Raw genomic sequence first — 24474 nt, forward strand, 5'->3', positions numbered from 1 at the left:
GTTGCATGATGAAGCGACTTTGCGTGTTTTGCGGCTCGAGTCCGGGGGCGTCCCCGAAGTATGCCGACGCCGCCTGGGAGCTGGGGACAGCGATCGCCTCCCGTGGCATCGGGCTGGTGTACGGCGGGGCGCACCTCGGCCTGATGGGGCTCTTGGCCGACGCGGTGCTCGCCCGGGGTGGAACCGTGACCGGCGTGTTGCCGCGGTTCATGGCGGACCGGGAGCTGGCGCATCCCGGGCTGTCCGAGCTGCACCTGGTGGACACCATGCACGAGCGGAAGCAGATCATGGCCCGGATGAGCGACGGGTTCGTGGCGATGCCCGGCGGTTTCGGCACGTTCGAGGAGATCTTCGAGTCCATCACCTGGGGGCAATTGCGGCTTCATGAATCCCCGTGCGCCTTCCTGAATGTCGCCGGGTATTACGATCCCCTCCGGGAATTTCTGCGCCGGGCCGCGGCGGAGGGCTTCGTGCGGGCCGGTGACATGGACGCCCTGCTGTTTGCCGACTCGGTGGGGGAATTGTTCAGCCTCCTCGAGGCGGCGTCGCCCGGCCCGGTCCCGGCACACGATGTCGCGGAACGGATCTGAGACCGGGTTCGGAAACTCCAGGCATCCATCCGTGCCGTTGCGCGTCCGGCACCCTGTCGTTCTCGACGAACCCCGGTGCCCGTCGGCCAAGGCCCATAACCACCGGTGGACGTTTCACTGATTCCATCGCTGCGGGGGACCGGTATCGCCGGCTCACCGTCACCAATCGGCGGCCGGGGTCCGGGCTTGACACCCGTGGTACACACGCGGCGATGCACCTGAACATCCTCTTTTTGGACATTGACGGCGTGTTGAATCTTGAAGGCAGCCGGCACCCGGACGTCTTCGCTCCGGGCTGCGTCCGGGAGTTGCGGCGGATCCTGGATCACAATCCCCGGAACCACGTGGTCTTCTCGACCGCCTGGCGGATCGGATTTCCGTTCTTTGTGCTCGGCGGCCTGTGGCAGCGGCATGGCCTGCCATCCGACCGGGTTCTTGGGCGCACGCCCATTCTGCGGAACGCCGACCGCGGTGTGGAAATCGAGCAGTGGCTTGAGGACGCGTCCGTCCGTCATCCGGATCACCGGATCCAGCGCATTGCCGTTCTCGATGACGTGGCGGAACCGGTGCTGAGGCACCTTCCTGAAGATGCGGTCTTCCCTTGTGATCCGCGCCGCGGCCTGACCGCGGGCATCGCGGAGGCGATCATCCGGCGGTTTGGCGACGCACCGGCGCCTCCCGCGCGGGTGACGTCCCGGCGCGGAAATCCGCCCCGCCGGGCGGCCGTACTCACGGCGCCGTGGATGGCGCTCGCCTAAGGCGCCGATGGTCCCGCGTCTTTCGCCTCTAAATGTCAACAGTCTAGGTGCGACCCCATTGCTTCCACGCCGTCTGGACCGACCACCGTGAAGTCGGGCCGGCTGGCCTGCGCCCATACGACGAGCGCCGGGATGTCCTCGGCACCGATGGGGTCGTTCTCGACTGCGGCACCGTTGGCGAGCCGCTCCAGCTCGGTGCCCGCATTGCCGGGTGCGACGAACAACTGCGTTACGAGGCGCGACTGCGCGAGCTTCCAGACGAGGTCGTGTTCACGGCCGCCCGAACGAAGGACCAGCAGCTTCATTGATGGCTGTAAGAGAATGGGCCGGCGCGGAAAGTGCAAAGCGGAGAGCGAGTTTCAAAACGCCGACAGGATCGATGCGATTTCGGGTGGGATTGGTTTGCCGGTTTCCCGGTAGAATTCCTTGGCCGAACGCAGCATTGGATCGGTTTGAGCGTTCCGCCCGAAGCTATGCACGGAAATCACCATGCCAGGCAGACGTTGTTCGAGTCGCCGCAGGGCTTCGGCCGGTTGGCCCCGCTGAAGCTGGGACATGGTCCGCAGTTGGTCATCGACGGATTTCGTCCAGAAGAGCTGGGATTGCTGGTTGTGCCAGCGGAGCAGCGGAAAGGCGGTGCATAGCGTGGCCAGCACGGCACCGGCACCAAAGGCCAACCCAATTTGAGTCCGGTTTTGCATTCGTGGATTAACGGATCGAAGCGCGAAAGTTGCATCATTGGACCGGGTCACGGGCAATCGGTCACGGACAAGTTTTCGGGATCAGGGCCGAGGGCAGGTGGCGGTCCCACGGAATCTGGATGGCGCCTTTGGCGGTAGCGCCAGGGGACAGGACAACTATTGGTGCGCGTATTGGAGTCCGTCCGGCACTTTCCGAGGAAACGAACGGGACGAGCGACCGATGGGGCTTCCAGGCTCAGGGGCGAACTGGAATCACATTCTGCTGAATTTCTGCCGGACCCGAGGCGGCAGTCGGCAGCACGGCTGGAGTGCTTGAGCCATCTCCAGAGTCAGCTCACCCTGCGACTTGATGGGGTGTTCAGTCCGCACCCGATCGCCCCTCAGCCAAAGACCTGCTTTCGCAGATCCCGCAGCACGCACAGGTTGCCGGCCAGACCCTGCATCGGCCGGGCGCCGTCGCGACGCCGGAGGCCCCAGCGCCCCTGCAGGGCGTGAAACACCCCGTCCACATACTCCCGCGTTCCCAACACCGCCCCGTCGGCGAAGTACCGCACCCGCAGTTGCAGGTACTCCGGCAACGAGACCTTCCTCCGCGCCGCCAACACCGTCAGCACCGCCTCCCGCGAAAATCCCTTCCGCGCCGATCCACCGTCCGGAGCTGTTCCTTCCCGCTCCTCCCCCTGTCCGAAGAGCCACATCCGGTACGTCGCCAACGCCTGCCCGGGTTCTTGAGCGACCTCCGGCCGTCGTTGGGCCATCGCCACCACCGCGGCCAGGGCTTCACGGGCCGTGGCATCCCCGGCGGCCGCCGCCCCGTACCCGCACCAGCGATCGTCCTTGGGATCCTCCACCAATCCGGCCCGCACCGGATTGAGGTCAATGTGTGCCGCTTCACCACCCGCGACATGCAGTGATCATGGGCGACCGGAAATGAGGCGGGAGCCTTCAGACGACGCTGGCGCATGACGATAGCATCCCGGCTTCATCAGCCACCCGCCATCGCCAGATCTACAGATCGTTGTCCTGTCCCTTCTGATTGATGCGCTCTGGAACGCGATCCCGACCCTTACGGGCCGGCGGTCAACGACAGTTTGATCGAAATCGCCCGCGACCGTGGTTACACCGAAGTACAGCGGCTGTTGGAAACAAGGTTCGCTGAACGCCACGGCGCTTCGCCAAATGGTGAACCAGTCGCCGCCGCGATCCGCGAGCGGACGCTGGCCAAGGTGCGCGCGTTGCTGGATGCCACGCCGGATCTGCTTCACGCGGGTGACACCCGATCCATTGGGCGGTGATGACGCGGCAGATTGATTTCATCGGCGAGTGGCTGAAGCGCGGCGCGGACATCAATGCGCGCCGTTCCGACGGTGGGCGGCCGATTCATCTGACCAACGGCGATTCTCATTTCCGAGGTTGGCGCGACGTGCCCGACGACCCGCCGTGGGCCACACCATTGGCCTGGGCGACACGGTGCGGGCATCGGGACATCGCCGAAATCCTGAAACGGCATGGAGCGAATTGAAGTCGCCCCCAACGCCGAAACCCGTCATTGGTCCGACTCCATGCGGCGCCCCCTCAACGAACGTCCACGCCGCCAATTCGATCCGGCGAGTTCGCCGCCACGCGCAGCGCCTGCATTATCACACTCCTGAATCCGGCCAATGTGCTGCGTGCCGGGTAAAAGGTGAAACTACCGCAGCCATCCCCGGGTGCTCCCTTGGAACGTAACGCTTCTCATGAAACGCAATCCCGCCCCCATTTCAGCGACGGCCCTGGTGGCCGTACTCTCCGTCCTCGGCTCCGGTTCGGTCCTCGCGGCCGATTCGGAGCGCATTGAATCCCGGGAGCTGACGGCCGCCGCCGGCGGCACGCTGACCTTCAAGGCGGTGAGCGGTTCCGTGGAGGTCAAGACGCACGACCGGGACGTGGTCGCCTACGAAGCTGTGTTGAAGCCGGGCCGGTTGAGCTTCGGGGACAAGGTCGTGGATCTCCTCGAGTTCGACTACACGGAATCCGATGGGAACGTCCGAATCGGCATGCGATGGAAGGACGGAAAGTCGCCAAAGAACGCCAACCTGCAGGCAAGCCACACCGTTTGGGTTCCGGCACGATATCATGTGGATGTGCGAACTGCCGGCGGGGGGATCCGGGGCTCGGACCTCCAGGGGCGCGTCGTTGCACAGACCTCCGGCGGGAGCATCCAGTGGCAACGGGTCGAGGGTGACCTTGAGGCCCAGACCAGCGGCGGCAACATCACCGTGGACGCCATTCGCGGTCGCGTGAAAATGACCACGTCGGGCGGGACCATCCAGGCCGACCATGTGGACGGCGACCTCACGGGGACCACTTCGGGCGGCAGCATCAAGCTGAACGCGATTCACGGGACCATCCGTGCCCAGACGGCGGGCGGCTCGATCAACGCCGGGCTTTCAGATGGGGCTTCCGGTCCGGTGGTCCTGAGCACATCCGGCGGCAGCATCCGGCTCACGGTGCCGGGCGATTTCAAGGCGGACCTTCGTGCCGCCACCTCGGGCGGGCGTGTCTCCTGTGATTTGCCGGTGCAGGGGACCATCAAGGGTTCCTCCGTGGTGGGCCAGGTGAACGGAGGGGGGCCGGAGGTGTCATTGAACACCTCCGGCGGGAGCATCCACGTTGCGAAGCGCTGAAGGCCCGCGTGGTCTCCTCGTCGCTCCGTCCCGGTTCCGGCAGCCGGCGACGCGGGCGGGGTCAGACCAGACGGGACGTCGCCTTGTTGGCGGCCAGTTTGCGCACGAGGTCCTTGATCTTCTGCGCCTCCGACTTCGCAGCAATCAGGGTGGCGTCGTTGGTCAGCACGATGATGCTGTCCTTCACCCCGACCAGGGCGATGGGGGAGCGCCCGGTCGTCCGGGCATCGCAAACCACGTTGCGGGCGGCATCCACATGGACCACGTCGCCGACGACGGCATTGCCCTCCGGATCCCGGCGCAGGTGCCGGGCCAGCGCGGGCCACGCCCCGAGGTCGTCCCAGTCGAACGTCCCGTCGGCGACCACGACATTGTGCGCCTTCTCCATCAGCGCGTAGTCCACGCTGACCTTCCGGAGTTCCGGGTATTCCCGCGCCAGCACGCGGTCGAGACTCCGGGCGCCACGCCCCGCGGCGTCGAACCACCGGTGACAGGCGGCGTTCATGTCCGGCTGATGCTTCTCGAGGGCGTTGGTGATCGTGACGAACGACCAGACGAACATGCCCGCGTTCCAGCGGTAATTGCCGGCGGCGAGATACTCCACGGCCTTTTCAAGCGCCGGCTTCTCGACAAACTGCTCGGCGCGGAAAAACCGGGTCCGGTAGCGCTTCACACCGGTGGGAGGCGGCAGCGGCGTGAGATCGTGTCGAATGTAGCCGTAACCGGTTTCCGGACCGGACGGCCGGATGCCGATGGTGACGATCACCTGTCCGTGCGAAGCCAGATCCAGGGCGTCGGCGAGGACCTGCTGGAAGGCCTTCGCATCGGGGATCACATGGTCGGCGGGCAGGACGGCCATGGTGGCGGTCGTGGACCGCGCGCCGACGAGCGCGGCGCCCAGGGTCACCGCGGCGCAGGTGTCGCGACCCACCGGTTCGGCCACGACGTTTTCGGCAGGCAGTTCCGGCAGTTGTTTCCGGACGGCGGCTGCCTGGACCCGGTTGGTGATGACCAGAATGTTGTTCAGGGGCACGACCGGCTTCACGCGATCCACGGCCTGTTGAAGGAACGAGCGCCGGCCCAGCAGCGTGATGAGTTGTTTCGGCGTCGCCTCACGGCTGACGGGCCAGAACCGCTCGCCACGACCCCCGGCCATGATGATCACATACTGGTCGGCGCGGCTACCTGCGGCGGTTGGACGGGTTTTGGATTGAGCCTTTGGCCGGGATTTTGACCGGGAACTGGAGGGGGGGATCATGACTGGATGGCTTGCGAGAGCGAGGTGACGAAGGCGGTGACTTCGGGAATCAACCGTGGGGAACGGCCCAGTTCTGCGATGCGGTTCACCACGGCACTGCCCACAACGATGGCGTCTGCGTGGCGGGCGACCTCCCGGGCCTGATCCGCATTGGAAATCCCGAACCCCACGGCGATGGGCAGGGAACTGTGGGCGCGAATCCGCGCCGTCATTGCCCCGATCGTGTCGCTCACGGTCGTCTGCATGCCCGTGACCCCCTCGCGGCTCACGTAGTAGATGAAGCCGCGTGCCAGCGGGCCGATGAGCGCCATCCGTTCGGCGGGCGTGGTCGGGGCGACCAGGTAGATCGGGCACAGGCCGGAGGCGTCCATCAACTTCCCGTGGCTGCCGGACTCCTCCGGCGGCAGATCCAGCACCAGCAGCCCGTCCACTCCGGCGGCCGCGCAGTCGCGGATGAACGTCTCGGGTCCGACCCGGTGGAGCAGGTTGTAGTAAAGGTAGAGCACGATCGGGACGGAGGATTCCCTCCGGATGGCCCGGACCGTGTCGAGGACTGCGGGGGGGGTGGTGCCGCTGTCGAGCCCCCGCTGGGCGGCCAGCTGGTTCACCAGCCCGTCGGCCAGCGGGTCGCTGAAGGGCACTCCAAGTTCGAGGATGTCCACACCGGCCCGCTCGAGCGCCAAGGAAAGCCGCAGCGTGGTCTGGAGGTCTGGATCGCCCGCGCCGATGTACACCACCAGGCCCTTGCGTCCGCGGGCCCGGAGCGAATCGAAACATTCCACGATGCGGTTCACGAGGGCGGACACTGCCGCGCCGCTCGCGGGGATGGCAAGTTCAGGGCGTGCCGGCCGGAGGCGACGGGCGGGCTGGTGAGTTCGAGATCCGGTTGGGTGATGATCTGGTTGGGTGATGATCTGGTTGGGTGATGATCTGGTGGGGTGAGGCTCCGGTGGGGTGAGGCTCCGGTGGGGTGAGGCTCCGGTGGGGTGAGGCTCCGGTGGGGTGAGGCTCCGCCGAACCGTGCGCCTGTGGAGTCCACACGCGCCAAAAGTCAAGATGACCACACGGTTCGCCGAGAGGCTCGCCCTACCGGGATGGAGCCGCCATTGACGGAACCAATCGGGCGCCAAGGCGAAGGGCCTCCCGAAGTTCATGGCCCAATGTTTAAGGGGTTGGAGTCGGTGAGCGGGGGCCCGTACCGTAGGCGGGTCGTCTGAATTTCCCGCACCATGGCGCTTCGACTGCCGGCATTGCCTTGATGAACCCCATGCACCAGCCCGCGTCATTGAAGGAGCTGGCTGAGGCGATCCGGTCCGTACCACGGGTCGTTCCGGTCGGCGCCGGGACCAAGCCGCGACTGACCACGGCCGAAGGGGTGCGCATCTCGACGGCGGCCTTGTCCGCCATGGTCGAATACGAGCCGCAGGAGTTCACGTTCACCGCACAGGCCGGCATTCCGCTGGAGCGGTTGATGAACACGCTTGCGGCGTGCGGCCAGTACCTGCCATTCGATCCGCCGCTGGTCCGGGCCGGGGCCACGCTCGGGGGTACGGTTGCGGCAGGCCTGAGCGGGCCGGGCCGGGTTCGCTTTGGCGGCGTGCGCGACTTCATTCTGGGAGTCCGGTTTGTGGACGGAGCGGGCCGTCTGCTTCAGCTGGGGGGCAAGGTGGTGAAAAACGCGGCGGGCTTTGATCTGCCGAAGTTCTTTTGCGGGAGCCTGGGACGCTTCGGGATGCTGGGGGAGCTGACGTTCAAGGTGTTTCCGCGTCCCGACGCGGCGGTCACCCTTCGATTGCGGGCGGCCACCCCCGCGGACCGGTTGCGCGTGTTTCGTGTCGTTGGTCGCTCCCGATGGGAACCGGTGGCCGTGGAGGGGGTTCCCGGATGCTGCGATGTCTGGGTCCGATTGGCGGGACCGGAATCCGCAATGTCCTCATTGGCCGCGGACGTTCTTGCGGAACTCCCCGGGGAGCGCGAGTCGCCGGGGACGGATGTGATGGATTCCCTGCGCGAGTTTGACTGGGCGCCGCAGCGAGGAGTCCTGGTCAAGGTGCCGCTGACGCCGGTGGACACGGAGGCATTGACGCCGGCTCTGAATGCGATTGAGGGGGTCCGGCATCAGGTGGGTGCCGGTGGTACGGTGGCTTGGGTGGCCTGGGAGGATCCCGGGACGATGACAGCGGTGGGGTCCACGCTGGCGCGCCTCGGGTTGGAGGGCCTGACCCTGCGGGGCGATGCACCGCTGTGGTGGTCCCGATCACCTCGCGCGGCGGTTGAATCCGCGGTGAAGCTCGCATTGGATCCCGCGCATCGGTTTCCTCCACTCGATTCCTGATGCTCCACGCCATTCCCGTCCGCCAGTTCGGTGCCTTCGGTGATCCCATGGCCGAGGCCGTGTCGCGGTGTGTCCATTGCGGCTTTTGCCTCGCGGCGTGTCCGACGTACCGGGAGCTTGGCCAGGAAATGGATTCCCCGAGGGGCCGCATCGTGTTGATGAAGTCGGTGTTGGAGGGGGCCATGCCGTGGACGGCGGCGCAGCCGCATGTGGAGCGCTGCCTGGGTTGCCTCGCCTGCGAGCCGGCCTGTCCGAGCGGCGTGCCGTACCGCGACCTCATCAGCCCGTTTCGTGCCCTGGCGGCATCCAGGGTGCGTCGTCCGTGGGGTGAACGATTCCGACGGTATGTGGTCGCCCAGACGCTGCCCCACCCGCGTCGGTTCCGCTGGGCCGTCCGCCTGGGCACCTGGGCGCGGCGGCTCTGGCTGCCGGTGCCCGGGCCTCTCCAGCCCATGACCGACCTGCTGCCCGCCGCGCTGCCGCCGGCCCAATCCTGGCCGGAACGTGTCCAAGCCGTCCCGCCCCGGCGCGCCCGAGTGGCCCTGCTGGCAGGTTGTGCGCAGCAGGTGCTCGCGCCGGACATCCTGTCCGCGACGGTTGCCGTCCTGACCCGAAACGGCGTGGAGGTCCGGGTGCCGTCCGGGCAGGGGTGCTGCGGAGGCCTTTCCTGGCACACCGGGGACCAGGACGCCGCCCGCCATTTTGCGCGTGTGAATCTGGCGGCGTTTCCGTCGGACGTGGATGCCATCCTTACCACGGCAGCCGGTTGCGGGTCGGCCCTCCACGAATACCCGTTGATGCTGCGGGGAACGGATGATGAAGGTCGGGCCCGGGAGCTCGCCGGGCGGGTTGAGGATGTGAGCGTGTTCCTTGCGCGTCTTGGCCTGCGCACGCCCCTCCGAACCCCACGACTGCGGGTCGCGTACCACGACGCCTGTCACCTCGTGCACGCGCAGGGGGTCCGTCAGGCCCCAAGGAATCTCCTGCGATCCATCTCCGGGGTCGAGCTGGTGGAGTTGTCGGATCCCGAGTTCTGCTGTGGCAGTGCCGGCAGCTACAACCTCGACCAGCCTGAGCTCGCGTCCTCGCTGGGTCGGCGCAAGGCGCAGGCGGTGGTGGATTCCGGTGCGGACCTCGTGGTATCCGGGAACATCGGGTGTCTGAACCAGCTTGAGGTGCATCTGAAGGCGCTGGGGCGTGCGGTGCCGGTGCGGCACACGGTCCAGGTGATCCGGGACTCCATGACGGGGAACGGCGCGTCATGACGTGGTCGCACAACTACGCGCCGCTGGGCGGTCTGGGAGTGTCCGCATTGGTCGCCACGCTGCCGGTGGTGACCCTCCTGGGGTTGCTCGCCTTCTGGCACGTGCGGGCGCAGCTCGCGGCCCTGGCAGGTCTGGCGGTGGCATTCGCGCTGGCGATCGGGGTGTACGAAATGCCGTCCCGGCTGGCGGGGGCCGCCATGGCCTACGGGGCCGCCTTCGGCCTGTTTCCGATCGGATGGATCATTCTCAACGCCATCTTCATCTACAACCTCTCAGTACGCACCGGTCAGTTTGCGGTGCTGCAGCAGCAGGTGGCCGGGGTGTCCGGGGACCGTCGCATCCAGGCGCTGCTCATTGCGTTCGGATTCGGCGCCTTCATCGAGGGGGCGGCGGGATTCGGAGCTCCCGTGGCCATCACCGGGGCGCTGATGATCGGACTTGGGTTTCGTCCGCTGGAGGCCGCCCGACTGGCCCTGATCGGCAACACGGCGCCCGTGGCGTTCGGCGCCCTGGGCACGCCGCTGCTGACCCTGGCGCGAATCACGAATCTCGACGTCATGGACCTGAGTGCGATGGTCGGACGCCAGTTGCCCATTTTTTCGCTGATCGTCCCCTTTTGGTTGGTGGCGGCGCAGGTGGGGTGGCGGGGGATGCTGGCGGTCTGGCCTGCGTGCCTGGTGACCGGTCTCAGCTTTGGCATCCTGCAGTTTGTGGTCAGCAATTTCCACGGACCGTGGCTGGTGGACATCGTGGCATCCGTCGGTTCCATGGGATCGCTGGTCGTCTTCATGCGCTGGTGGCGGCCCCGCGACCGGAGGGAATCCCCGGCGCCCGCGCCGGAGCGGCAGCCGGTGGCGGCGTCCGGACGTCCATGGCGTGCCTGGATCCCCTGGGTGTTCCTGACGGTGCTGGTGTTTGTGTGGGGTCTGCCATCGGTCAAGTCCACACTCAACGGCTGGTTCGCGCCGTCGCTGGAGGTTCCCTGGCTGCACCGGGCTGTGGTGCGCGTGCCCCCGGCAGTGCCGCAACCGGAGCCGGAGCCCGCGATTTTTCAGGGGAATCTCCTGTCGGCGACGGGGACGGCGTTGCTCCTGGCCGGACTGCTGTCGGGGATGGCCCTTGGCGTGGGGCCCCGGCGACTGGCGGCGATTTACGGCCGCACCCTGTGGAGCCTCCGGGTTTCGTTGCTGACGATTGCGCTCATGTTGGCCCTGGGCTTTACCACCCGTTACAGCGGCACCGACACCACCCTGGGGCTGGCCATGGCCGGTACCGGGATCCTGTTTCCCTTCTTCTCGCCGCTGATCGGATGGCTCGGGGTCGCCCTGACCGGGAGCGACACGTCGTCCAATGTTCTGTTTGGCAATCTGCAGCAGGTGACGGCACAGCAGCTCAATCTGTCCCCGGTGCTGATGGCGGCGTCCAACAGTTCCGGAGGCGTCATGGGAAAAATGATTGATGCCCAAAGCATCGTGGTGGCCAGCGTGGCGACCGGGGGACACGCCGACAGTCCGGATGCCGGCACCGTGCTCCGGTCCGTGTTCTGGCACAGCGTCGTGCTTGCGGTGTTGATGGGGATCCTGGTCATGATCCAGGCCTATTGGCTGACGGGCTGGATTCCCAAATAGCGGTGCCGCGGGCTCCGGACGGCTCAGAACGGGGCCCGAATCTGAAACAGACGTTCGGTCAGCCCCTCCGGAACCCACCAACCGGCCTCCTGAACACGCCCGGGGGCGTTGGTCAACAACCTCCACGGCAGGCCGGCTTGCGGTGTGCCCCAGATTTCCGCCGGCTGCTCCGGAGTCGAGGGCCAGGCGAGGCGTGGGGGTTCCTCGGGGTTGAGATCGAGGGTGGCGACCCACGGCGTCTCGTTGAGGTCGGGATCACTTCCGGCGAGGGCCTCCGCAGCGTTGGACCATCCATCGCGGTCCGGGTCGTCCCGTGGCCCCCAGGCGAGGGTTTTCAGCCGGTCGCGTTCCCAGTCGTCATCCAGACCATCCGCATCGGAATCCCGGATCGTGCGGCCGGTCAGGATCAGTTCCGCCGAATGAAGCCGGCCGGCGATGCCGGGCTGGTGATCCACGATTTCGAGAAACCAGGAGCCCAGGCTGCTCTCGCCGAGGTGGAGCACCGAGAGAAAGGTCCACTCCGGCGGCACCGGGGCGTCCGCGGAGCCGGGACGCAGCAATTGCGAACGGGTCTCTGCCGGAGCGATGAGCCGGACTTCCAGGTCCTGTCCCCGGTCGTGGCTCCACTGAACCCTCACCTGTGCGTGCTGGACTGAGAGGGGATGGGTGACCGCGAACTCCAGGCGAAGGCCCGCTTCGGAGGCACCGTCCGGGATTGGGCTGCCGGTGATCCGGGAAAGCCGCACGCTGTTCGCTGCGGGCTGCGGGACCCAGTTCCTGGCAAGTCGGACCGCGGTCGCCGCATTGGGTACTCCGAATCCGGTGTCGTGGCTCACCAGGAACCCGGCGCCGTTGGTCTGGAGGTCGGACGCCGAGGGATCGGTCTGGCGCGCGGACAACGCCAGAATCTGCGGCACATCCCGCCAGGTCAGGCGCGGGTTGACGGAAAGAATCAGGGCCACACAGCCGCTCACCAGGGGCGCGGATGCCGATGTGCCGCTGAACCGTTGGGCGCCAGCCAGGTAGTCTGCCGCGGTCGGATCTCCAGCAACGTTGAAGCGGTTGAGTCCGGCCGCTCCCGTTCGGTCGGTCGTGACGAGACCCGCCTGTCCCGCCCGACTGTCGCCGCTGAGTGCGGCGACCAGCACGCAGGCACCCGGGGTGCTGTAGGAGGCGTACCGTCCGTCGGCCCGCACAGACGCAACGGTGATCTGGCGCGGGTCGTTGGCATACCCGTCGAGGTTCGCGTCCCCGGAGCCGCGGCGGAAGTTGTAGTCGGTTTCTCGGGTGTTGCCGGCGGAGCGCACCAGGATGGTGCCCAGCCCGTGCCGTCCATGTCCCACGGCATCCCGGATGGCCTCGTTCTCCAGCAGGCGCTGTTCCACGAACAGGAAGTCGGAATTGCCCCAGGAATGATTCTGAACCGCCACGACGTCCCCCCCGGCCTGGAACATTTCCGCCATGGCGGCATCGTCGGGGAGTTCGCCGTCCGCATCGAAGATGACCCAGCTGGCGAGCCGGGACTCCGGAGCAATCCCGGCGAGGCCGATGCCATTGTTGGCGGTTGCCGCGATCAGGCCGGCGACCGCCGTGCCGTGGTATAGGGCATCCGTCCAGTGGGTTCCGTCGGTGCGGTCATTGTGGAAATTTCGGTGCGGTCCGGTGGCATTGGCCGCCAGGTCCGCGTGGGTCAGTTCCATGCCGTCATCCGCCACCGCCACGGTCACCCCTGCACCCCGGCCCAGGGGCCAGGCCCCGCGCACATTGAGATCCGGGCCGTCCGCGAGGAACGCCCCGGGTGATGCCGGCGACTGAAGGGCCACCTGCAGCGGAAAGTACCGATCGTCGGGGCGGGGCGCGTACGGGAAATGGCGGCGCAGGGAAGCGCGCCGGACCGTGGGAACGGCCACTTCCACCCCGGACCTCCGTGAAAGCGCCGCCGCGCTGGCGACCGCGGCGGTCGCGTCCGCCGCCTCGAGGACCCGGGTCCGCTCATCCACCTGACGCCACAGCGCCATCCGGTTCAGTTCCGGGAATTCATCGAAACGGCTCCCAGGTTGCAACCGGAGCACGATGCGGCGTCCCAGGGCGACAGCGTCTGGACGGCCGGTGCGCCGCGCCGGAATCCATTCAGGTCCCGGCGCACCTGCGGCCAGCGATCGTGTCATGATGGGAGCCTCCGTCAGCTCGTAGGCCACCAGCCGCGGCTCCCGGAATTCGACGGTTTCGGCGGCCGCAACCAGCGCCCAGACGCCGGCGGCGACCCTGAGCGCAGTCCTTCCAAGCCATGCCCACAACCCCTGCACCGGGACATCCTAGCGAACCATTGCTCCCGTCGCGAGTGGGCGTGAAGTGGCACCTGACTTTCCCGCGCCGGGCTTTCACCGCACCATGGCCGCGTGCATCTGGCGGATCTGCGACTCCGGGACTTTCGGAACTACGAGCGGCTGGATGCCAGTTTCGGCCCCGGGTTTCATCTGCTGTCGGGTCGGAACGCCCAGGGCAAGACGAACTTGCTTGAAGCGATCTACCTGCTCGCGACGCTGCGTTCCTTTCGCGGGGCAGGGGGGGGCCAGATGGTCCGGCACGGGGCCAAGGGTTACTTTGTCGGCGGCAGGATCGTCGGCACCGGGACGGCGGAGGTGAGGACCTACTGGTCTCCCGGGGAGCGGCGCCTGACACTCAATGGGGCGCCGGTGCGTCGGGTTGCCGACTACATGGGCACCCTGAGGGCGGTGGTGTTCTGCGCCGAGGATGTGCAGTTGATCAAGGGTCTGGCCCGGGTCCGGCGCCGTTTTCTGGACCTTCTGCTCGTGCAGTCGCGTCCGGAGTACCTGCCGCTGTTGCTCCGCTACACCCAGGCGCTTCGCCTGCGCAACGCGCTGCTGAAACGGCCGCAGCCTGACGAGGACCAGCTGATGGCGTTCTCAGGCGAACTGGTGCGCTGCGGCGAGGCCCTCATGGCGGCCCGAAGCGAGCTGGTGCCCGGGATTGCCCCCGGTGTGGAGCGCGCGTTCCGGGACATCTCCACGGGCGCGGATGCTTTGGGGCTTGCCTATCACCCGTCGGTGCGCGGCGACCTGGCGGTGGCGATGGCCAACAGCCGGTCGCGCGAACGGATCCAGCGGACGACGCTGGTCGGCCCCCACCGCGATGACCTGTCACTCACGGTGAATGGACAGGCGGCGGGTCCGTACACCAGCGAGGGACAAAAGCGTTCGCTGGCGCTGGCGCTCAAGATGGCGCAGGCGGAGTTCCTGACCGAACTCCATGGCACGGCGCCCGTCCTGCTGATTGATGACGTACTGGGGGAATTGGATGCCGCCCGGCGCACCGGATTTCTGCCGTTGCTCACCCAATGTCGTCGAGCGGGCGGGCAGGTGTTCATGACCTGCACCACCGAGGCGTGGCCGCGGGATCTGGGGGCCGAACGGGTCCGCTGGCGGGTCGAAGGGGGCGGTTTGGAGAGGCGCGATGAAGGATCGGAATGCTGACCGGGAGGGATCAAGGAGCCTCAAAGGCGGAAAGCGATGGCGTGTCGTCCTCCCGGATCCCGTCCGGGCCCGAAGATGGCGGCGTCCGAAGCGGCCCGTCGGGCAGCACGACAAACCCCGGCTCGGGACTTTCGGCGGGTTTGCGGCGATGTCATCGTCTCTGCGTCTGCCGGAATCATGCGCTGCCATCAGGTCATTGGAGTTGCCGCGGGATTGCTCGTGAGTGGCGGCGGCGCGGGCGCGGCGGTGGACTTCGCGCGCGAGATTCTGCCGGTGCTGTCGGATGCCTGCTTTGCCTGCCACGGACCCGATTCCGGGGCCCGAAAGGCGGGGTTGAGACTCGACACTCCGGACGGGGCCCGGGGTGCGGGACGCAGCGGGGAGCGGGCCATCGTCCCGGGCCATGCGGAGCGGAGTGAACTCTGGCGGCGCATCAACGCAGGCGACCCCGATGACGTCATGCCGCCACCGGAGTCCAACCGCCGGCTGTCCGCCGCGCAGCGGGACCGGATCCGGGCGTGGATCGAGGAGGGCGCCCCGTGGGGGCGCCACTGGGCGTACGAGCCGCCCCAACGACCGGTCCCCCCGGTTTCGGAGGGCGGGATGGCGGGCGTCCGGAATGCTTTGGATGCCTTCGTCGCGACCCGCCTGCGCGACGAGGGATGGGTGGCCGCTCCGGAGGCGTCGCGGGAAACCCTGCTCCGTCGGGTGAGTTTGGACCTGTCCGGGCTGCCGCCGACGCCTGAAGAGGTCGCGGCGTTCGTCCGGGATCCCGACCCCGCGGCCTACGAACGGCAGGTGGACCGGTTGCTTGCCTCGCCCCGCCTTGGGGAACGGCTCGCCTGGGACTGGCTGGAGGCGGCGCGCTACGCTGATTCCAATGGGTATCAGGGCGACTCCGAGCGGACGATGTGGCCCTGGCGCGACTGGGTGATCTCGGCGTTCAACCGGAATCTCCCATTCGACACCTTCACCCTCTGGCAGATCGCGGGTGATTTGATGCCGGAGGCGCCACGGGAGGCGACGCTGGCCACCGGCTTTTTGCGGAACCACATGATCAACGGCGAGGGCGGTCGGATCCCCGAGGAGAACCGTGTGGACTACCTCTTTGACCAGGCGGAGACGGTTGCCACGGTGTGGCTGGCGGCGACCTACAACTGCACCCGCTGCCACGACCACAAGTATGACCCGCACACCCAGCGCGATTACTTCAGTCTCGTGGCGTTCTTTAATCGCACGGCCGTGGATGGCAGCGGCGGTAATCCGCAGACTCCCCCGGTGCTGGAGATGCCGGATGACGTTCAGGTCGCCCGAGGTGAGTTGCTGGAGGCGGAACGGAGTGCGGCCGTAGCGGCCACGACGGCGGCCGAGGCCCTGAAGTTTGCCGGCGAGTCGGGACCGGACGGGTCCGAAGGCCCCGACTCTGCGGAGTTGCCACGCGAAATTCTGGAAGTGCTCAAGGCGTTGCCGGGCGGGCGCGATGTCTCGAAATTGGAGAAGCTCGCCACCCATTTCCGGGAGTCTGATCCCGGCTATGCCTCCGTCATCGAGCGGCAGCGTGAAGCGCAGGCGGCCCTGGACGCACTGGCCCGATCCATCCCGCGCGTCATGGTGATGGCCGACGTCGCCAGCCCACGGCCCACTTTTGTCCTGAACCGCGGGAGCTACCTGGAGCCGACCACCGAGGTGGACGTGGCCCTGCCGTCCGCACTGGCTACGACGGGGACGCTGTCGGTCTCCAACCGTCTCGGGCTTGCGCGATGGCTGGTGTCGCCCGGCAACCCGTTGACCGCGCGGGTGGCGGTCAACCGCTGGTGGCAGGCGTTGTTCGGTACCGGGTTGGTGAAGACTTCGGAAGATTTTGGCGTGCAGGGCGAGCACCCGTCGCATCCGGAACTCCTCGACTGGCTGGCCTGTGAATTCATGGAGTCTGGCTGGGATGTGAAGCGACTGTTGCGCCTGCTGGTCACCAGCGGGACCTACCGCCAGTCGTCCGTGGTCCCGCCTGACCTGGCGGCTCAGGACCCCGAAAACCGGCTTCTGGCGCGCGGACCGCGCTTTCGAATGCCCTCGTGGATGATTCGCGACGCGGCGCTGGCCGCCTCCGGCCTTCTCGCGGAGACGGCGGGCGGGCCCGCGGTGAAGCCTTACCAGCCACCCGGGATCTGGGAGGAAGCCACCTTTGGGAACAAGCGCTATGATCAGGATCATGGCGCTGCGTTGTACCGGCGCAGCGTCTATGTCTTCTGGCGCCGGATTGTCGGTCCCACGATGTTTTTTGACGTGGCGAGCCGCCAGACCTGCACGGTGAGGACGCCGCGGACCAATGTGCCGCTGCATGCGTTGCTGACCCTCAATGACACGGCCCATCTCGAGGCGGCCCGAGTGCTCGCCAGCGTGCTGCTTGAAGGCGACGATCCCGACGATTCCGGGCGCCTTGCGGCGGCGTGCCGGAGGGTGCTGGGGCGGGATCCAACGACGGAGGAACTCGACGTGCTCCAGCGCGGACTCGATCGCCATCGCGGAACATTTCGCAGGGATCCGGAAGCCGCGGCTGCCCTGGTGGCCGCGGGCGAGGCTCCGGGCGTCCCCGGCCTCGAGGCGCCGGAGCACGCCGCCTGGATGCTGCTTTGCAGCACCCTGCTCAACCTGGACGAGGCCTTGACCAAGGAATGAGAACCCACACACGAGGGATGGCCCGGCGCCGGCCGTGGAGGAATCCGGGCGCGCGGCCGTTTGAGCAACCAGTGGGGCGACCCGGCGGGGCGTTCTTCGGGATCCTGCGGGACTCCTTGACGGAATCCCTCCACCGGGGGAGGGAGGAACCATGAAGGATGAGGTGCGGGCGCAACGGCCAGCAGGCCCGGAGGTGACGACTTTTGCGCACGGCTCACCGGGAGGCTCCACCCACCCGGAGGACATGACGGCGGGCGCGGCGTCCCGTTTCCTGTGGTCCCGTCGTGAATTTCTCGGACGCTCGGGTGCCGGAATCGGTCTGGGGGCGCTCGCGGCGCTGTTCGCGCGTGACGGCGTCCTTGCGACACCGTCCGGCGGCCTGCCCGACCTGCCGCACCGCGCGCCAAGCGCGAAGCGGGTGATCTACCTGTTCCAGAACGGGGCGCCAACCCATGTGGACCTCTTTGATTACAAGCCGCGCCTCCAGGAGTTGCACGGGCAGCCAGTTCCGGTGGAGTCCATTGCCGGCAAACGTTTCAGCACGATGACGGGCCAGGCCGACGGGAAACTGTTGCTGGCCCCGATCGAACCGTTCCACCGGCGTGGGGAGAGCGGCGCGTGGGTGAGCGATCTTTTGCCGCACACGGCGGCGATTGCGGATGACCTGTGTTTCGTGAAGGGCCTGCACACCGACGCGGTGAACCATGCCCCCGGCATTTCGCTCCTCCTCAGCGGGGCGCAGATTCCCGGGCGTCCGACGCTGGGGGCGTGGCTGGCCTACGGGCTGGGCAGCGTCGCTGAAAACCTGCCGGCCTACGTCGTGATGACCTCGGTGAGCAAGGGCACGACCTGCGGACAGATCTTCTATGACTTCTACTGGGGATCGGGATTCCTGCCCTCCCGCTACCAGGGCGTGAAGTTCCGCGGCAGCGGCGAGCCCGTGTTGTATCTGGGCGATCCGCCGGGCATGAGCCGGATGACCCGCCGGGCGATGCTCGACGATGTCGCCGCCCTCAACGCCCTGAAACTTCAAGCGCACGGGGACCCGGAGATCGCGACGCGCATTGCGCAGTACGAAATGGCCTTCCGCATGCAGGCCAGCGTCCCGGAGCTCGCCGACCTGTCACGGGAACCGGAGTCCGTGCTGAACCTTTATGGACCGTCGGTCCGCGAACAGGGCACCTTTGCCTACAACTGCCTGATGGCGCGGCGCCTCATCGAGCGGGGGGTGCGTTGCGTCCAGGTCATGCACGCGGGCTGGGATCAACACAGCAGTCTCACCACCGAGCTTTACACGCAGTGCCGCGACACCGACCAGCCCTCAGCCGGCCTGGTTCGCGACCTGAAGCAGCGCGGACTGCTGGAGGACACCCTGGTGGTCTGGGGCGGAGAATTCGGCCGGACGCCGTTCATCCAGGGCAAGCTGGAGGACCGGAAGCGGTGGGGTCGCGACCATCACCCCTATGCATTCACCACCTGGATGGCGGGCGGCGGCGTGAAACCGGGCCTCAGCTACGGGGAGACCGATGAACTCGGGATGAACGTGGTGCAGGATCCCGTGCACGTGCACGACCTGCAGGCGACCCTGCTGCATCTGATGGGCATCCATCACGAGCGCCTGACCTACCGGTTCCAGGGCCGCGAATTCCGCCTGACCGACGTGCATGGCGCGGTGATCCGCGGCATCCTGGCGTGATCGGCGGTTGTGGGTCCGGTCCGGCAGTCACATGGGCTTCGGCGATTCCCGCTTCCGATAGAGCTGCTCCCCGGCCTTGGGCACCAGCAGCACGCCCTCGTCCTCGCGATTCGCAAAGGCTTCCGGTCGTAGCGCGCGCCAGTCGCGGTAGCCCAGGTTGATTTCGCGGCAGACGGCCTCCGGGATCCCCGTGGCCAGGGTCACCCGCGCGCGCGGGGTCTCCACGCCGTTCTCGTAGGTCCCGGAGCCGAACACATGTGTGCAGTGCGCCAGCGTACCCCAGGGCAGGTGGCGGAATCGGTCCCATTGCTTGAGGAAATAGTCGCGGCAGTGGTAGCCGACCTCGCGAATCAACTGGCCGTGAACGACGCTGACCTGCTTCAGGTGAGGCGCAAAGATGATCAGCTCGCCGCCGTCCGCCAGGACTGGCTCCAGCTTGTACATCGCCTTCGCTCCCACCCACAACTCGTCGTACATCGGCGCCGCGCAGGAGAGGATCGTGTGATAGTCGCGGTCCTTCCAGACGATGTGATGTTGCGCGGACATTTCGGCGGCGCGTTCCCAGGCTGCCTCTGGCGTGCCGGCAAAGATCCCGACGGCACCGTCCCCCTTGGCCACCAGGGCAAAGCACTTCTTGGGCACCTTCACGAGCGCCCCTGCGCGGTCCACGACCGCGCGGACGGGGGTTCGGGCATTTCCGATGATGGCGGCGTTGGTGACGACCGCGCCAAGCCAGTGAAAAAAATTCAGGATGTCCGGGCCGCCGACTCCCGGGAACAGGTACTTGTTGCCGCCGCTCATTCCCACCACCTCGTGCGGAAAGACGGGGCCAACAATGATCACCTCGTCGTAGTCGAAAACGCGGCGGTTGACCGCCACCGGAACGTCCATGGCGAACCGCCCCCCCGACAGCTCCCGGATTTCATCCGCGGCCAGCACCCCGAGTGGCTTTAGCGCGGCCGGATTGTCCCATTCGTGGTTGAAGAATTGGACGCTTGCGAAGGTGGTCCGCCGCTCCTCGATGCCGATTTCCAGGCGATCACAGATCGCCTCCTCGGACATCGGGGGATGGGTCCCCAGGGCGATGAGGATGTCGAAGGCGCGGGTGATGCCGCCCAGTTGGGAAAACAGGGTCTTGAACATCAGGCCGATTGGGGCCGTGCGGGTGCCATCGGGGATGATGAGCAGGATGCGGCGGCCTCGATAGGCCTCCTGCGGGCACGTCCGCGAGACGAGGCGCGCCACCTGGACGTCGGTGACCAGGCTGCCGGGAAGCGCGGTTTCGCCGCCAATGAAGCCGTCCATGGATGTTGCGTACCGCGGATTCCGCCGCCGCGCCATCAAAAGAGCCCGGGAGCGGAATGAACCGGATTCGTGCGCAAGGTTCGCTTGAATCCTCAGGCGTCGCGACGACACTCGCGGGGAAACTGCGCCATGAGTCGTCCCCTGAAATTTCTCCTCATCGCCGCCGCCTGTGCGATGCCTGCAACCGCCTCGGACTGGGCCTTCATCCGCGGCCCGCACGGCGATGGTTCCACCGTGGAGTCGGTGCCGTCTCCCTGGCCGCCGGGAGGGCCCCGCGTGCTTTGGCGCGTGCCGAGTTCCAACGGGTTCAGTTCCTTCGCGGTGGGCAACGGCCGCGCCATCACGCTGGAGCTCCGGACGGTGGACGGGGCGCCCCAGGAGGTGGTGGTGGCGCGTTCTGCGGATACTGGGGCGGAGTTGTGGACCCGTCCGCTGGGCCCCGTGAAGTACGACGGCGGCGGCGATTCCGGTGCGGGGAGCAACAAGGGGGGCGATGGTCCCCGTTCGACACCCACCCTGGATGGCGATCATGTGTTCGTGACTTCCGGAAAGCTGGTGGTGAGCTGCCTTGACGCCGGAACGGGGGCGCCGGTTTGGGAGCGCGATCTCATGAAGGATTTTGCCGGACGGAACATCACCTGGCAGAACGCGGCCTCGCCCGTCGTGGAAGGCGATCTGGTGTTGGTGGCCGGAGGGGGCGCGGGACAATCGCTCATCGCGTTTCGAAAATCGGATGGATCGGTGGTTTGGAAGGGGTTTGACGAGACCATGACCCACGCGACGCCAACGCCGGCAACGCTCCATGGGCAACGCCAGGTGATCTACTTCCTGAAATCCGGGCTGTTGTCGGTGGACCCGGGCACCGGAGTCGAGCTGTGGCGCTTTGCATTCCCGTTCCGGACTTCGACCGCCGCCTCGCCGGTGGTCGCCGGGGATCTGGTGTATTGCTCGGCCGGCTATGGAGTTGGCGCGGGTGCGTGCCGGGTGACGCGGGAGGGCGACCGCTGGACGGCGTCGCCGGTCTACCGGTTTGAAGGCAACAACCCACTCGCCAATCATTGGTCCACGCCGGTGCTGCGGGAGGGCCACCTCTACGGGATGTTCCAGTTCAAGGAATATGGGAGCGGCCCGGTCAAGTGCGTCAACGCGGCCACGGGGAAGGTCACCTGGGAACAGCCCGGGTTTGGGCCAGGCAACGTGATTCTTGCCGACGGCCAGATTCTGGCGCTGAGCGACGATGGACATCTGGTGCTGATCGCCGCCGAGCCATTGCGGTATCGGGAGCTGGCGCGGGCCAAGGTGCTTGCGGGCAAATGTTGGACCACCCCGGCACTGAGCCAAGGGCGCGTCTACGCCCGGAGTACCCAAGAGGCAGTCTGCCTCGATTTCGGCCCTTGACGAAACAAGATCGGGGGAGTTGGCCGCCAAGGCCGCTCCGCGCCCCGAACGGCGAATCCGGCTCCCGCCGGTTCGCTCCGGGATCCACGCAAGCCCCGTGGCACGCCACCTCGTCGCGATGCCGCACCACCCCATGGCCGCGCCGTCACTGCGGGCCCTGCACGCATCAGGGCACGGGGCAGGGAGCCGCCTTCCAGATCTCTGCGGCGTATTCGGAGATGGTCCGGTCGCTGGAAAACCAGCCGGAGGCGGCGACGTTGAGCACCACGCGCCGCCACCAGTTATGGGGATCCGCGCGCAGCGCCAGCAGTCGCGCGTCCGCCTCCAGGTACGAGGACAAGTCCGCAAGGTGCCGGAAGTGGTCGCCGTGCGTGAGGAGGGCATCGAGGATGGGTCCGAACACCCCGGGTTCGTACGCGCTGAATCCGTTGGATGCGATCGCCTCAAGCGCGTCGCGGGTCTCGGGTTCATGGTCCCGATGCCACCAAGGACTGTACCAGCCGGCACTGGCACTCACCTGCTCTGCGGTCAGTCCGAAAAAGAAGAAATTCTCCTCCCCCGCCGCCTGCGCCATCTCGATGGTGGCGCCGTCGCGGGTTCCGAGGGTGAGGGCGCCATTCATCATGAACTTCATGTTGCTGGTGCCACTGGCCTCGTATCCGGCGGTTGAGATCTGGTTGGAGACATCGGCGGCCGGGATCAGCCGCTCGGCAAGCGTCGCACAGTATTCAGGGAGGAAGATCACCCGGATCCGGTCCCGCACCGCGGGGTCTCCCGCGATGGTGCCGGCCAGGTTGTTGATGAACTTGATGATGACCTTCGCGAGGTGGTAGGCGGGCGCGGCCTTGCCCGCGAAGAAGAAGGTCCGTGGCGCCAGATCCAGGCCGGGATTCGCACGGAGCCGGTGGTAGAGCACAACGATGCGCAGGGCGTTGAGCAACTGCCGCTTGTACTCGTGGATGCGTTTGACCTGGCAGTCGAATAGGGAGTCGGGATCCACGGACTGTCCAAGGGATGTCTTCAGCCAGCTGGCAAACCGGACCTTGGCGGCCCGTTTGGCGTCCCGGACCGCGTCGCGAAATCCAGCGTCCTCCGCCAGGGGCCGCAGTCGGGCGAGTTGCGACAGGTCTGCGATCCAGCCGTCGCCGATGGCCCCGGAAACGACCGCGGACAGTTCGGGGTTGCAGAGGCGGAGCCATCGGCGTGGGGTGACGCCATTGGTTTTGTTGTTGAAGCGTTCCGGAAACAGGGCGGCGAAATCGGGGACGGTCTGGGTCCGCAACAGACCCGAATGGATGGCGGCCACGCCGTTGGTGCTGTGGCAGCCCACGATCGCCAGGTGGGCCATCCGCACCTTTTGGGACGCACCCCCGCCGATCAGACTGACCCGCTGAACCAGCGGCTCGTCGCCGGGGAAACGCGACCGGACATCCTCCAGAAATCGTCGGTTGATCTCGTAGATGATCTCCAGGTGTCTCGGCAGGAGGCGCTCGAACCAGACCACCGGCCACTGTTCAAGCGCCTCGGGAAGCAGGGTGTGGTTGGTGTAGCCGAGGGTACGGACTGTGAGATCCCAGGCGGTGTCCCAGGCCAGCGTTGCCTCATCGAGCAGGATGCGCATCAACTCCGGCACCGCGAGGGTCGGGTGGGTGTCGTTGAGCTGGATGGCCGCCTTTTCGGGCAGGGCGCTCCAGGGGGCCCCGGACGCGCGGAACCGTCGGATCAGGTCGGCCAGTGAGCAGGCGACCAGGAAGTATTCCTGAAGGAACCGCAGGCCCTGGCCCTGCAGCGTCGAGTCGTCGGGGTAGAGCACCCGGGTGAGGGACTCCGCTTCCAGGGTTTCCGAGAGGGCGCCGACGAAGTCGCCGCTGCTGAATTCCTGAAAGTTGAAGAAGTCATGGGCGGCCGCACCCCAGAGGCGCAGGGTGTTGATGGTCCGCCCGCCATAGCCGACCACGGGGCGGTCATAGGGGATGCCGATCAGGCTGGAGGGCTTTCCCGGGATGGCGCGCAACGAGCCCCCCCGGAGTTCGAAGCTGCAGCCCAGGCGCACCTCCACCGATTCCTCCGGCCGCGCCACTTCCCACGGGTCGGGACGCCGCAGCCAGTTGTCAGCGGTTTCCCGCTGCCAACCGTCCTGGAGCGTCTGGCGGAAAATCCCGTATTCATACCGCAGCCCGTAGCCCATGGCCGGAAGTTGCAGGCTGGCCATTGAATCGAGGAAACACGCAGCCAGCCGGCCCAGGCCGCCGTTGCCAAGGCCGGCATCCGGCTCCTGCTCCAGCAGGGCAATCGCGTCGAGTCCCTTTTGCCGCGCCGCATGGGCCACCACGGGATCGAGTTGGAGGTTGGTGATGTTGTTGGCCAGGGAGCGTCCGATCAGGAACTCGAGCGACAGGTAGTAGATCCGTTTGGGATCCTCGCGCCGGTAGGTTTCCTCGGTGCGCACCCAGCGCTGGGCGAGCACGTCGCGGATGGAAGCCGCTACGGCCTCGAAGCGGGTGCGCTCGCTGGCCGCCTCGGGGGCCACCACATGGTCGAACAGCACATGCCGTTCGTAGAGGGCATTTTCATTGCCGTGAAACCGGATCGGGCCGCAGCCGTACTGGTCCAGCAGGGCGGCGACCGTCGAGGGCGGCGATTCGGTTTTCGTGGAGTTCTTCGCTTTGGGAGGCATGAGAGTTTCCTGGGGCCTGAACGTGAA

At 67.0% G+C, this 24474-nt stretch carries 20 protein-coding genes; 12 read left to right on the forward strand and 8 right to left on the reverse strand.

The features are described 5' to 3' along the window. The first annotated feature begins 8 nt into the window (after positions 1 to 8). Both KF791_13060 and KF791_13065 read left to right on the forward strand, forming a co-directional pair. Positions 9 to 590, forward strand: coding sequence for a TIGR00730 family Rossman fold protein (locus KF791_13060; protein MBX3733512.1), 582 nt, complete (start codon positions 9 to 11; stop codon positions 588 to 590). A 212-nt stretch (positions 591 to 802) separates the two neighbouring features. Then, a complete protein-coding gene (locus tag KF791_13065; protein ID MBX3733513.1) occupies positions 803 to 1348 on the forward strand; it encodes a hypothetical protein in 546 nt (181 codons plus the stop codon). A 35-nt stretch (positions 1349 to 1383) separates the two neighbouring features. On the opposite strand, the gene KF791_13070 is transcribed toward KF791_13065, so the two are convergent. The 3 genes from KF791_13070 to KF791_13080 all read right to left on the reverse strand — a co-directional run bounded on the left by KF791_13070 (position 1384) and on the right by KF791_13080 (position 2915). Beyond that, positions 1384 to 1653, reverse strand: a complete 270-nt coding sequence (locus KF791_13070) for a hypothetical protein (GenBank protein MBX3733514.1) — start codon at positions 1651 to 1653, stop codon at positions 1384 to 1386. A gap of 54 nt (positions 1654 to 1707) precedes the next feature. Beyond that, on the reverse strand, positions 1708 to 2049 hold the full coding sequence (locus tag KF791_13075) for a hypothetical protein (GenBank protein ID MBX3733515.1): 342 nt from the start codon (positions 2047 to 2049) through the stop codon (positions 1708 to 1710). Between the two features lie 380 nt (positions 2050 to 2429). After that, positions 2430 to 2915: a hypothetical protein gene (locus tag KF791_13080; GenBank protein MBX3733516.1), complete on the reverse strand. Its 486-nt coding sequence runs from the start codon at positions 2913 to 2915 to the stop codon at positions 2430 to 2432. 225 nt (positions 2916 to 3140) lie between these two features. Between KF791_13080 and KF791_13085 the strand changes: the two genes are divergently transcribed. The 3 genes from KF791_13085 to KF791_13095 all read left to right on the forward strand — a co-directional run bounded on the left by KF791_13085 (position 3141) and on the right by KF791_13095 (position 4715). Then, positions 3141 to 3344 carry a hypothetical protein gene (locus tag KF791_13085; protein ID MBX3733517.1) on the forward strand — a complete coding sequence of 68 codons (204 nt, stop codon included), beginning with the start codon at positions 3141 to 3143 and terminating at the stop codon, positions 3342 to 3344. Further along, on the forward strand, positions 3344 to 3571 hold the full coding sequence (locus tag KF791_13090) for a hypothetical protein (GenBank protein ID MBX3733518.1): 228 nt from the start codon (positions 3344 to 3346) through the stop codon (positions 3569 to 3571). Before KF791_13085 ends, KF791_13090 begins: the two co-directional genes overlap by 1 nt. A gap of 214 nt (positions 3572 to 3785) precedes the next feature. Beyond that, positions 3786 to 4715 carry a DUF4097 family beta strand repeat protein gene (locus KF791_13095; protein MBX3733519.1) on the forward strand — a complete coding sequence of 310 codons (930 nt, stop codon included), beginning with the start codon at positions 3786 to 3788 and terminating at the stop codon, positions 4713 to 4715. Between the two features lie 61 nt (positions 4716 to 4776). Here KF791_13095 and KF791_13100 read toward each other — a convergent pair whose 3' ends face one another. Together KF791_13100 and trpA are read right to left on the reverse strand one after the other, a co-directional pair. Further along, entirely contained in the window at positions 4777 to 5973 is a 1197-nt protein-coding gene (locus KF791_13100; protein ID MBX3733520.1) for a mannose-1-phosphate guanylyltransferase, read from the reverse strand. Further along, the gene (gene trpA, locus KF791_13105; protein MBX3733521.1) at positions 5970 to 6767 is read right to left on the reverse strand and encodes a tryptophan synthase subunit alpha; all 798 of its coding nucleotides are present in this window, start codon (positions 6765 to 6767) and stop codon (positions 5970 to 5972) included. Before trpA ends, KF791_13100 begins: the two co-directional genes overlap by 4 nt. Positions 6768 to 7231: 464 nt before the next feature. Between trpA and KF791_13110 the strand changes: the two genes are divergently transcribed. The 3 genes from KF791_13110 to KF791_13120 are packed head-to-tail and all read left to right on the forward strand — an operon-like array spanning position 7232 to position 11201. After that, a complete protein-coding gene (locus KF791_13110) occupies positions 7232 to 8308 on the forward strand; it encodes an FAD-binding protein (protein MBX3733522.1) in 1077 nt (358 codons plus the stop codon). Then, positions 8308 to 9573, forward strand: coding sequence for a 4Fe-4S dicluster domain-containing protein (locus tag KF791_13115; protein ID MBX3733523.1), 1266 nt, complete (start codon positions 8308 to 8310; stop codon positions 9571 to 9573). Before KF791_13110 ends, KF791_13115 begins: the two co-directional genes overlap by 1 nt. Further along, a complete protein-coding gene (locus KF791_13120) occupies positions 9570 to 11201 on the forward strand; it encodes an L-lactate permease (GenBank protein MBX3733524.1) in 1632 nt (543 codons plus the stop codon). Before KF791_13115 ends, KF791_13120 begins: the two co-directional genes overlap by 4 nt. Before the next feature lie 23 nt (positions 11202 to 11224). Here the strand turns inward: KF791_13120 and KF791_13125 are convergent, their stop codons facing one another. Further along, positions 11225 to 13507, reverse strand: a complete 2283-nt coding sequence (locus KF791_13125; protein MBX3733525.1) for a S8 family serine peptidase — start codon at positions 13505 to 13507, stop codon at positions 11225 to 11227. Positions 13508 to 13600: 93 nt separating this feature from the next. On the opposite strand from KF791_13125, the gene KF791_13130 reads away from it, so the two are divergent. The 3 genes from KF791_13130 (at position 13601) to KF791_13140 (ending at position 19067) form a co-directional block, all read left to right on the forward strand. Continuing rightward, positions 13601 to 14695 (forward strand): DNA replication/repair protein RecF, encoded by a 1095-nt coding sequence (locus KF791_13130; protein MBX3733526.1) that lies wholly within the window; start codon positions 13601 to 13603, stop codon positions 14693 to 14695. A gap of 177 nt (positions 14696 to 14872) precedes the next feature. Next, the gene (locus KF791_13135) at positions 14873 to 17371 is read left to right on the forward strand and encodes a PSD1 domain-containing protein (protein ID MBX3733527.1); all 2499 of its coding nucleotides are present in this window, start codon (positions 14873 to 14875) and stop codon (positions 17369 to 17371) included. A 244-nt stretch (positions 17372 to 17615) separates the two neighbouring features. Next, positions 17616 to 19067 carry a DUF1501 domain-containing protein gene (locus KF791_13140; protein ID MBX3733528.1) on the forward strand — a complete coding sequence of 484 codons (1452 nt, stop codon included), beginning with the start codon at positions 17616 to 17618 and terminating at the stop codon, positions 19065 to 19067. Positions 19068 to 19094: 27 nt separating this feature from the next. Here KF791_13140 and KF791_13145 read toward each other — a convergent pair whose 3' ends face one another. Further along, positions 19095 to 20372: a DUF2088 domain-containing protein gene (locus tag KF791_13145; GenBank protein ID MBX3733529.1), complete on the reverse strand. Its 1278-nt coding sequence runs from the start codon at positions 20370 to 20372 to the stop codon at positions 19095 to 19097. A gap of 141 nt (positions 20373 to 20513) precedes the next feature. Between KF791_13145 and KF791_13150 the strand changes: the two genes are divergently transcribed. Further along, positions 20514 to 21770 carry a PQQ-like beta-propeller repeat protein gene (locus KF791_13150; GenBank protein ID MBX3733530.1) on the forward strand — a complete coding sequence of 419 codons (1257 nt, stop codon included), beginning with the start codon at positions 20514 to 20516 and terminating at the stop codon, positions 21768 to 21770. 166 nt (positions 21771 to 21936) lie between these two features. Here the strand turns inward: KF791_13150 and KF791_13155 are convergent, their stop codons facing one another. Then, the gene (locus KF791_13155; GenBank protein ID MBX3733531.1) at positions 21937 to 24447 is read right to left on the reverse strand and encodes a glycogen/starch/alpha-glucan phosphorylase; all 2511 of its coding nucleotides are present in this window, start codon (positions 24445 to 24447) and stop codon (positions 21937 to 21939) included. Positions 24448 to 24474 lie beyond the last annotated feature (27 nt).

The sequence above is a fragment of the Verrucomicrobiia bacterium genome, from assembly GCA_019634635.1.
Lineage (GTDB): Bacteria > Verrucomicrobiota > Verrucomicrobiia > Limisphaerales > UBA9464 > UBA9464.

What these genes read in the sequence shown, in the direction of transcription:
- KF791_13145 (MBX3733529.1), bottom strand. Translation starts at nt 20,372, where the DNA reads ATGGACGGCTTCATTGGCGGCGAAACCGCGCTTCCCGGCAGCCTGGTC.
- KF791_13090 (MBX3733518.1), top strand. Translation starts at nt 3,344, where the DNA reads ATGACGCGGCAGATTGATTTCATCGGCGAGTGGCTGAAGCGCGGCGCG.
- KF791_13120 (MBX3733524.1), top strand. Translation starts at nt 9,570, where the DNA reads ATGACGTGGTCGCACAACTACGCGCCGCTGGGCGGTCTGGGAGTGTCC.
- KF791_13100 (MBX3733520.1), bottom strand. Translation starts at nt 5,973, where the DNA reads ATGATCCCCCCCTCCAGTTCCCGGTCAAAATCCCGGCCAAAGGCTCAA.
- KF791_13070 (MBX3733514.1), bottom strand. Translation starts at nt 1,653, where the DNA reads ATGAAGCTGCTGGTCCTTCGTTCGGGCGGCCGTGAACACGACCTCGTC.
- KF791_13155 (MBX3733531.1), bottom strand. Translation starts at nt 24,447, where the DNA reads ATGCCTCCCAAAGCGAAGAACTCCACGAAAACCGAATCGCCGCCCTCG.
- KF791_13075 (MBX3733515.1), bottom strand. Translation starts at nt 2,049, where the DNA reads ATGCAAAACCGGACTCAAATTGGGTTGGCCTTTGGTGCCGGTGCCGTG.
- KF791_13115 (MBX3733523.1), top strand. Translation starts at nt 8,308, where the DNA reads ATGCTCCACGCCATTCCCGTCCGCCAGTTCGGTGCCTTCGGTGATCCC.
- KF791_13140 (MBX3733528.1), top strand. Translation starts at nt 17,616, where the DNA reads ATGACGGCGGGCGCGGCGTCCCGTTTCCTGTGGTCCCGTCGTGAATTT.
- KF791_13110 (MBX3733522.1), top strand. Translation starts at nt 7,232, where the DNA reads ATGAACCCCATGCACCAGCCCGCGTCATTGAAGGAGCTGGCTGAGGCG.
- KF791_13135 (MBX3733527.1), top strand. Translation starts at nt 14,873, where the DNA reads ATGCGCTGCCATCAGGTCATTGGAGTTGCCGCGGGATTGCTCGTGAGT.
- KF791_13065 (MBX3733513.1), top strand. Translation starts at nt 803, where the DNA reads ATGCACCTGAACATCCTCTTTTTGGACATTGACGGCGTGTTGAATCTT.
- KF791_13095 (MBX3733519.1), top strand. Translation starts at nt 3,786, where the DNA reads ATGAAACGCAATCCCGCCCCCATTTCAGCGACGGCCCTGGTGGCCGTA.
- KF791_13060 (MBX3733512.1), top strand. Translation starts at nt 9, where the DNA reads ATGAAGCGACTTTGCGTGTTTTGCGGCTCGAGTCCGGGGGCGTCCCCG.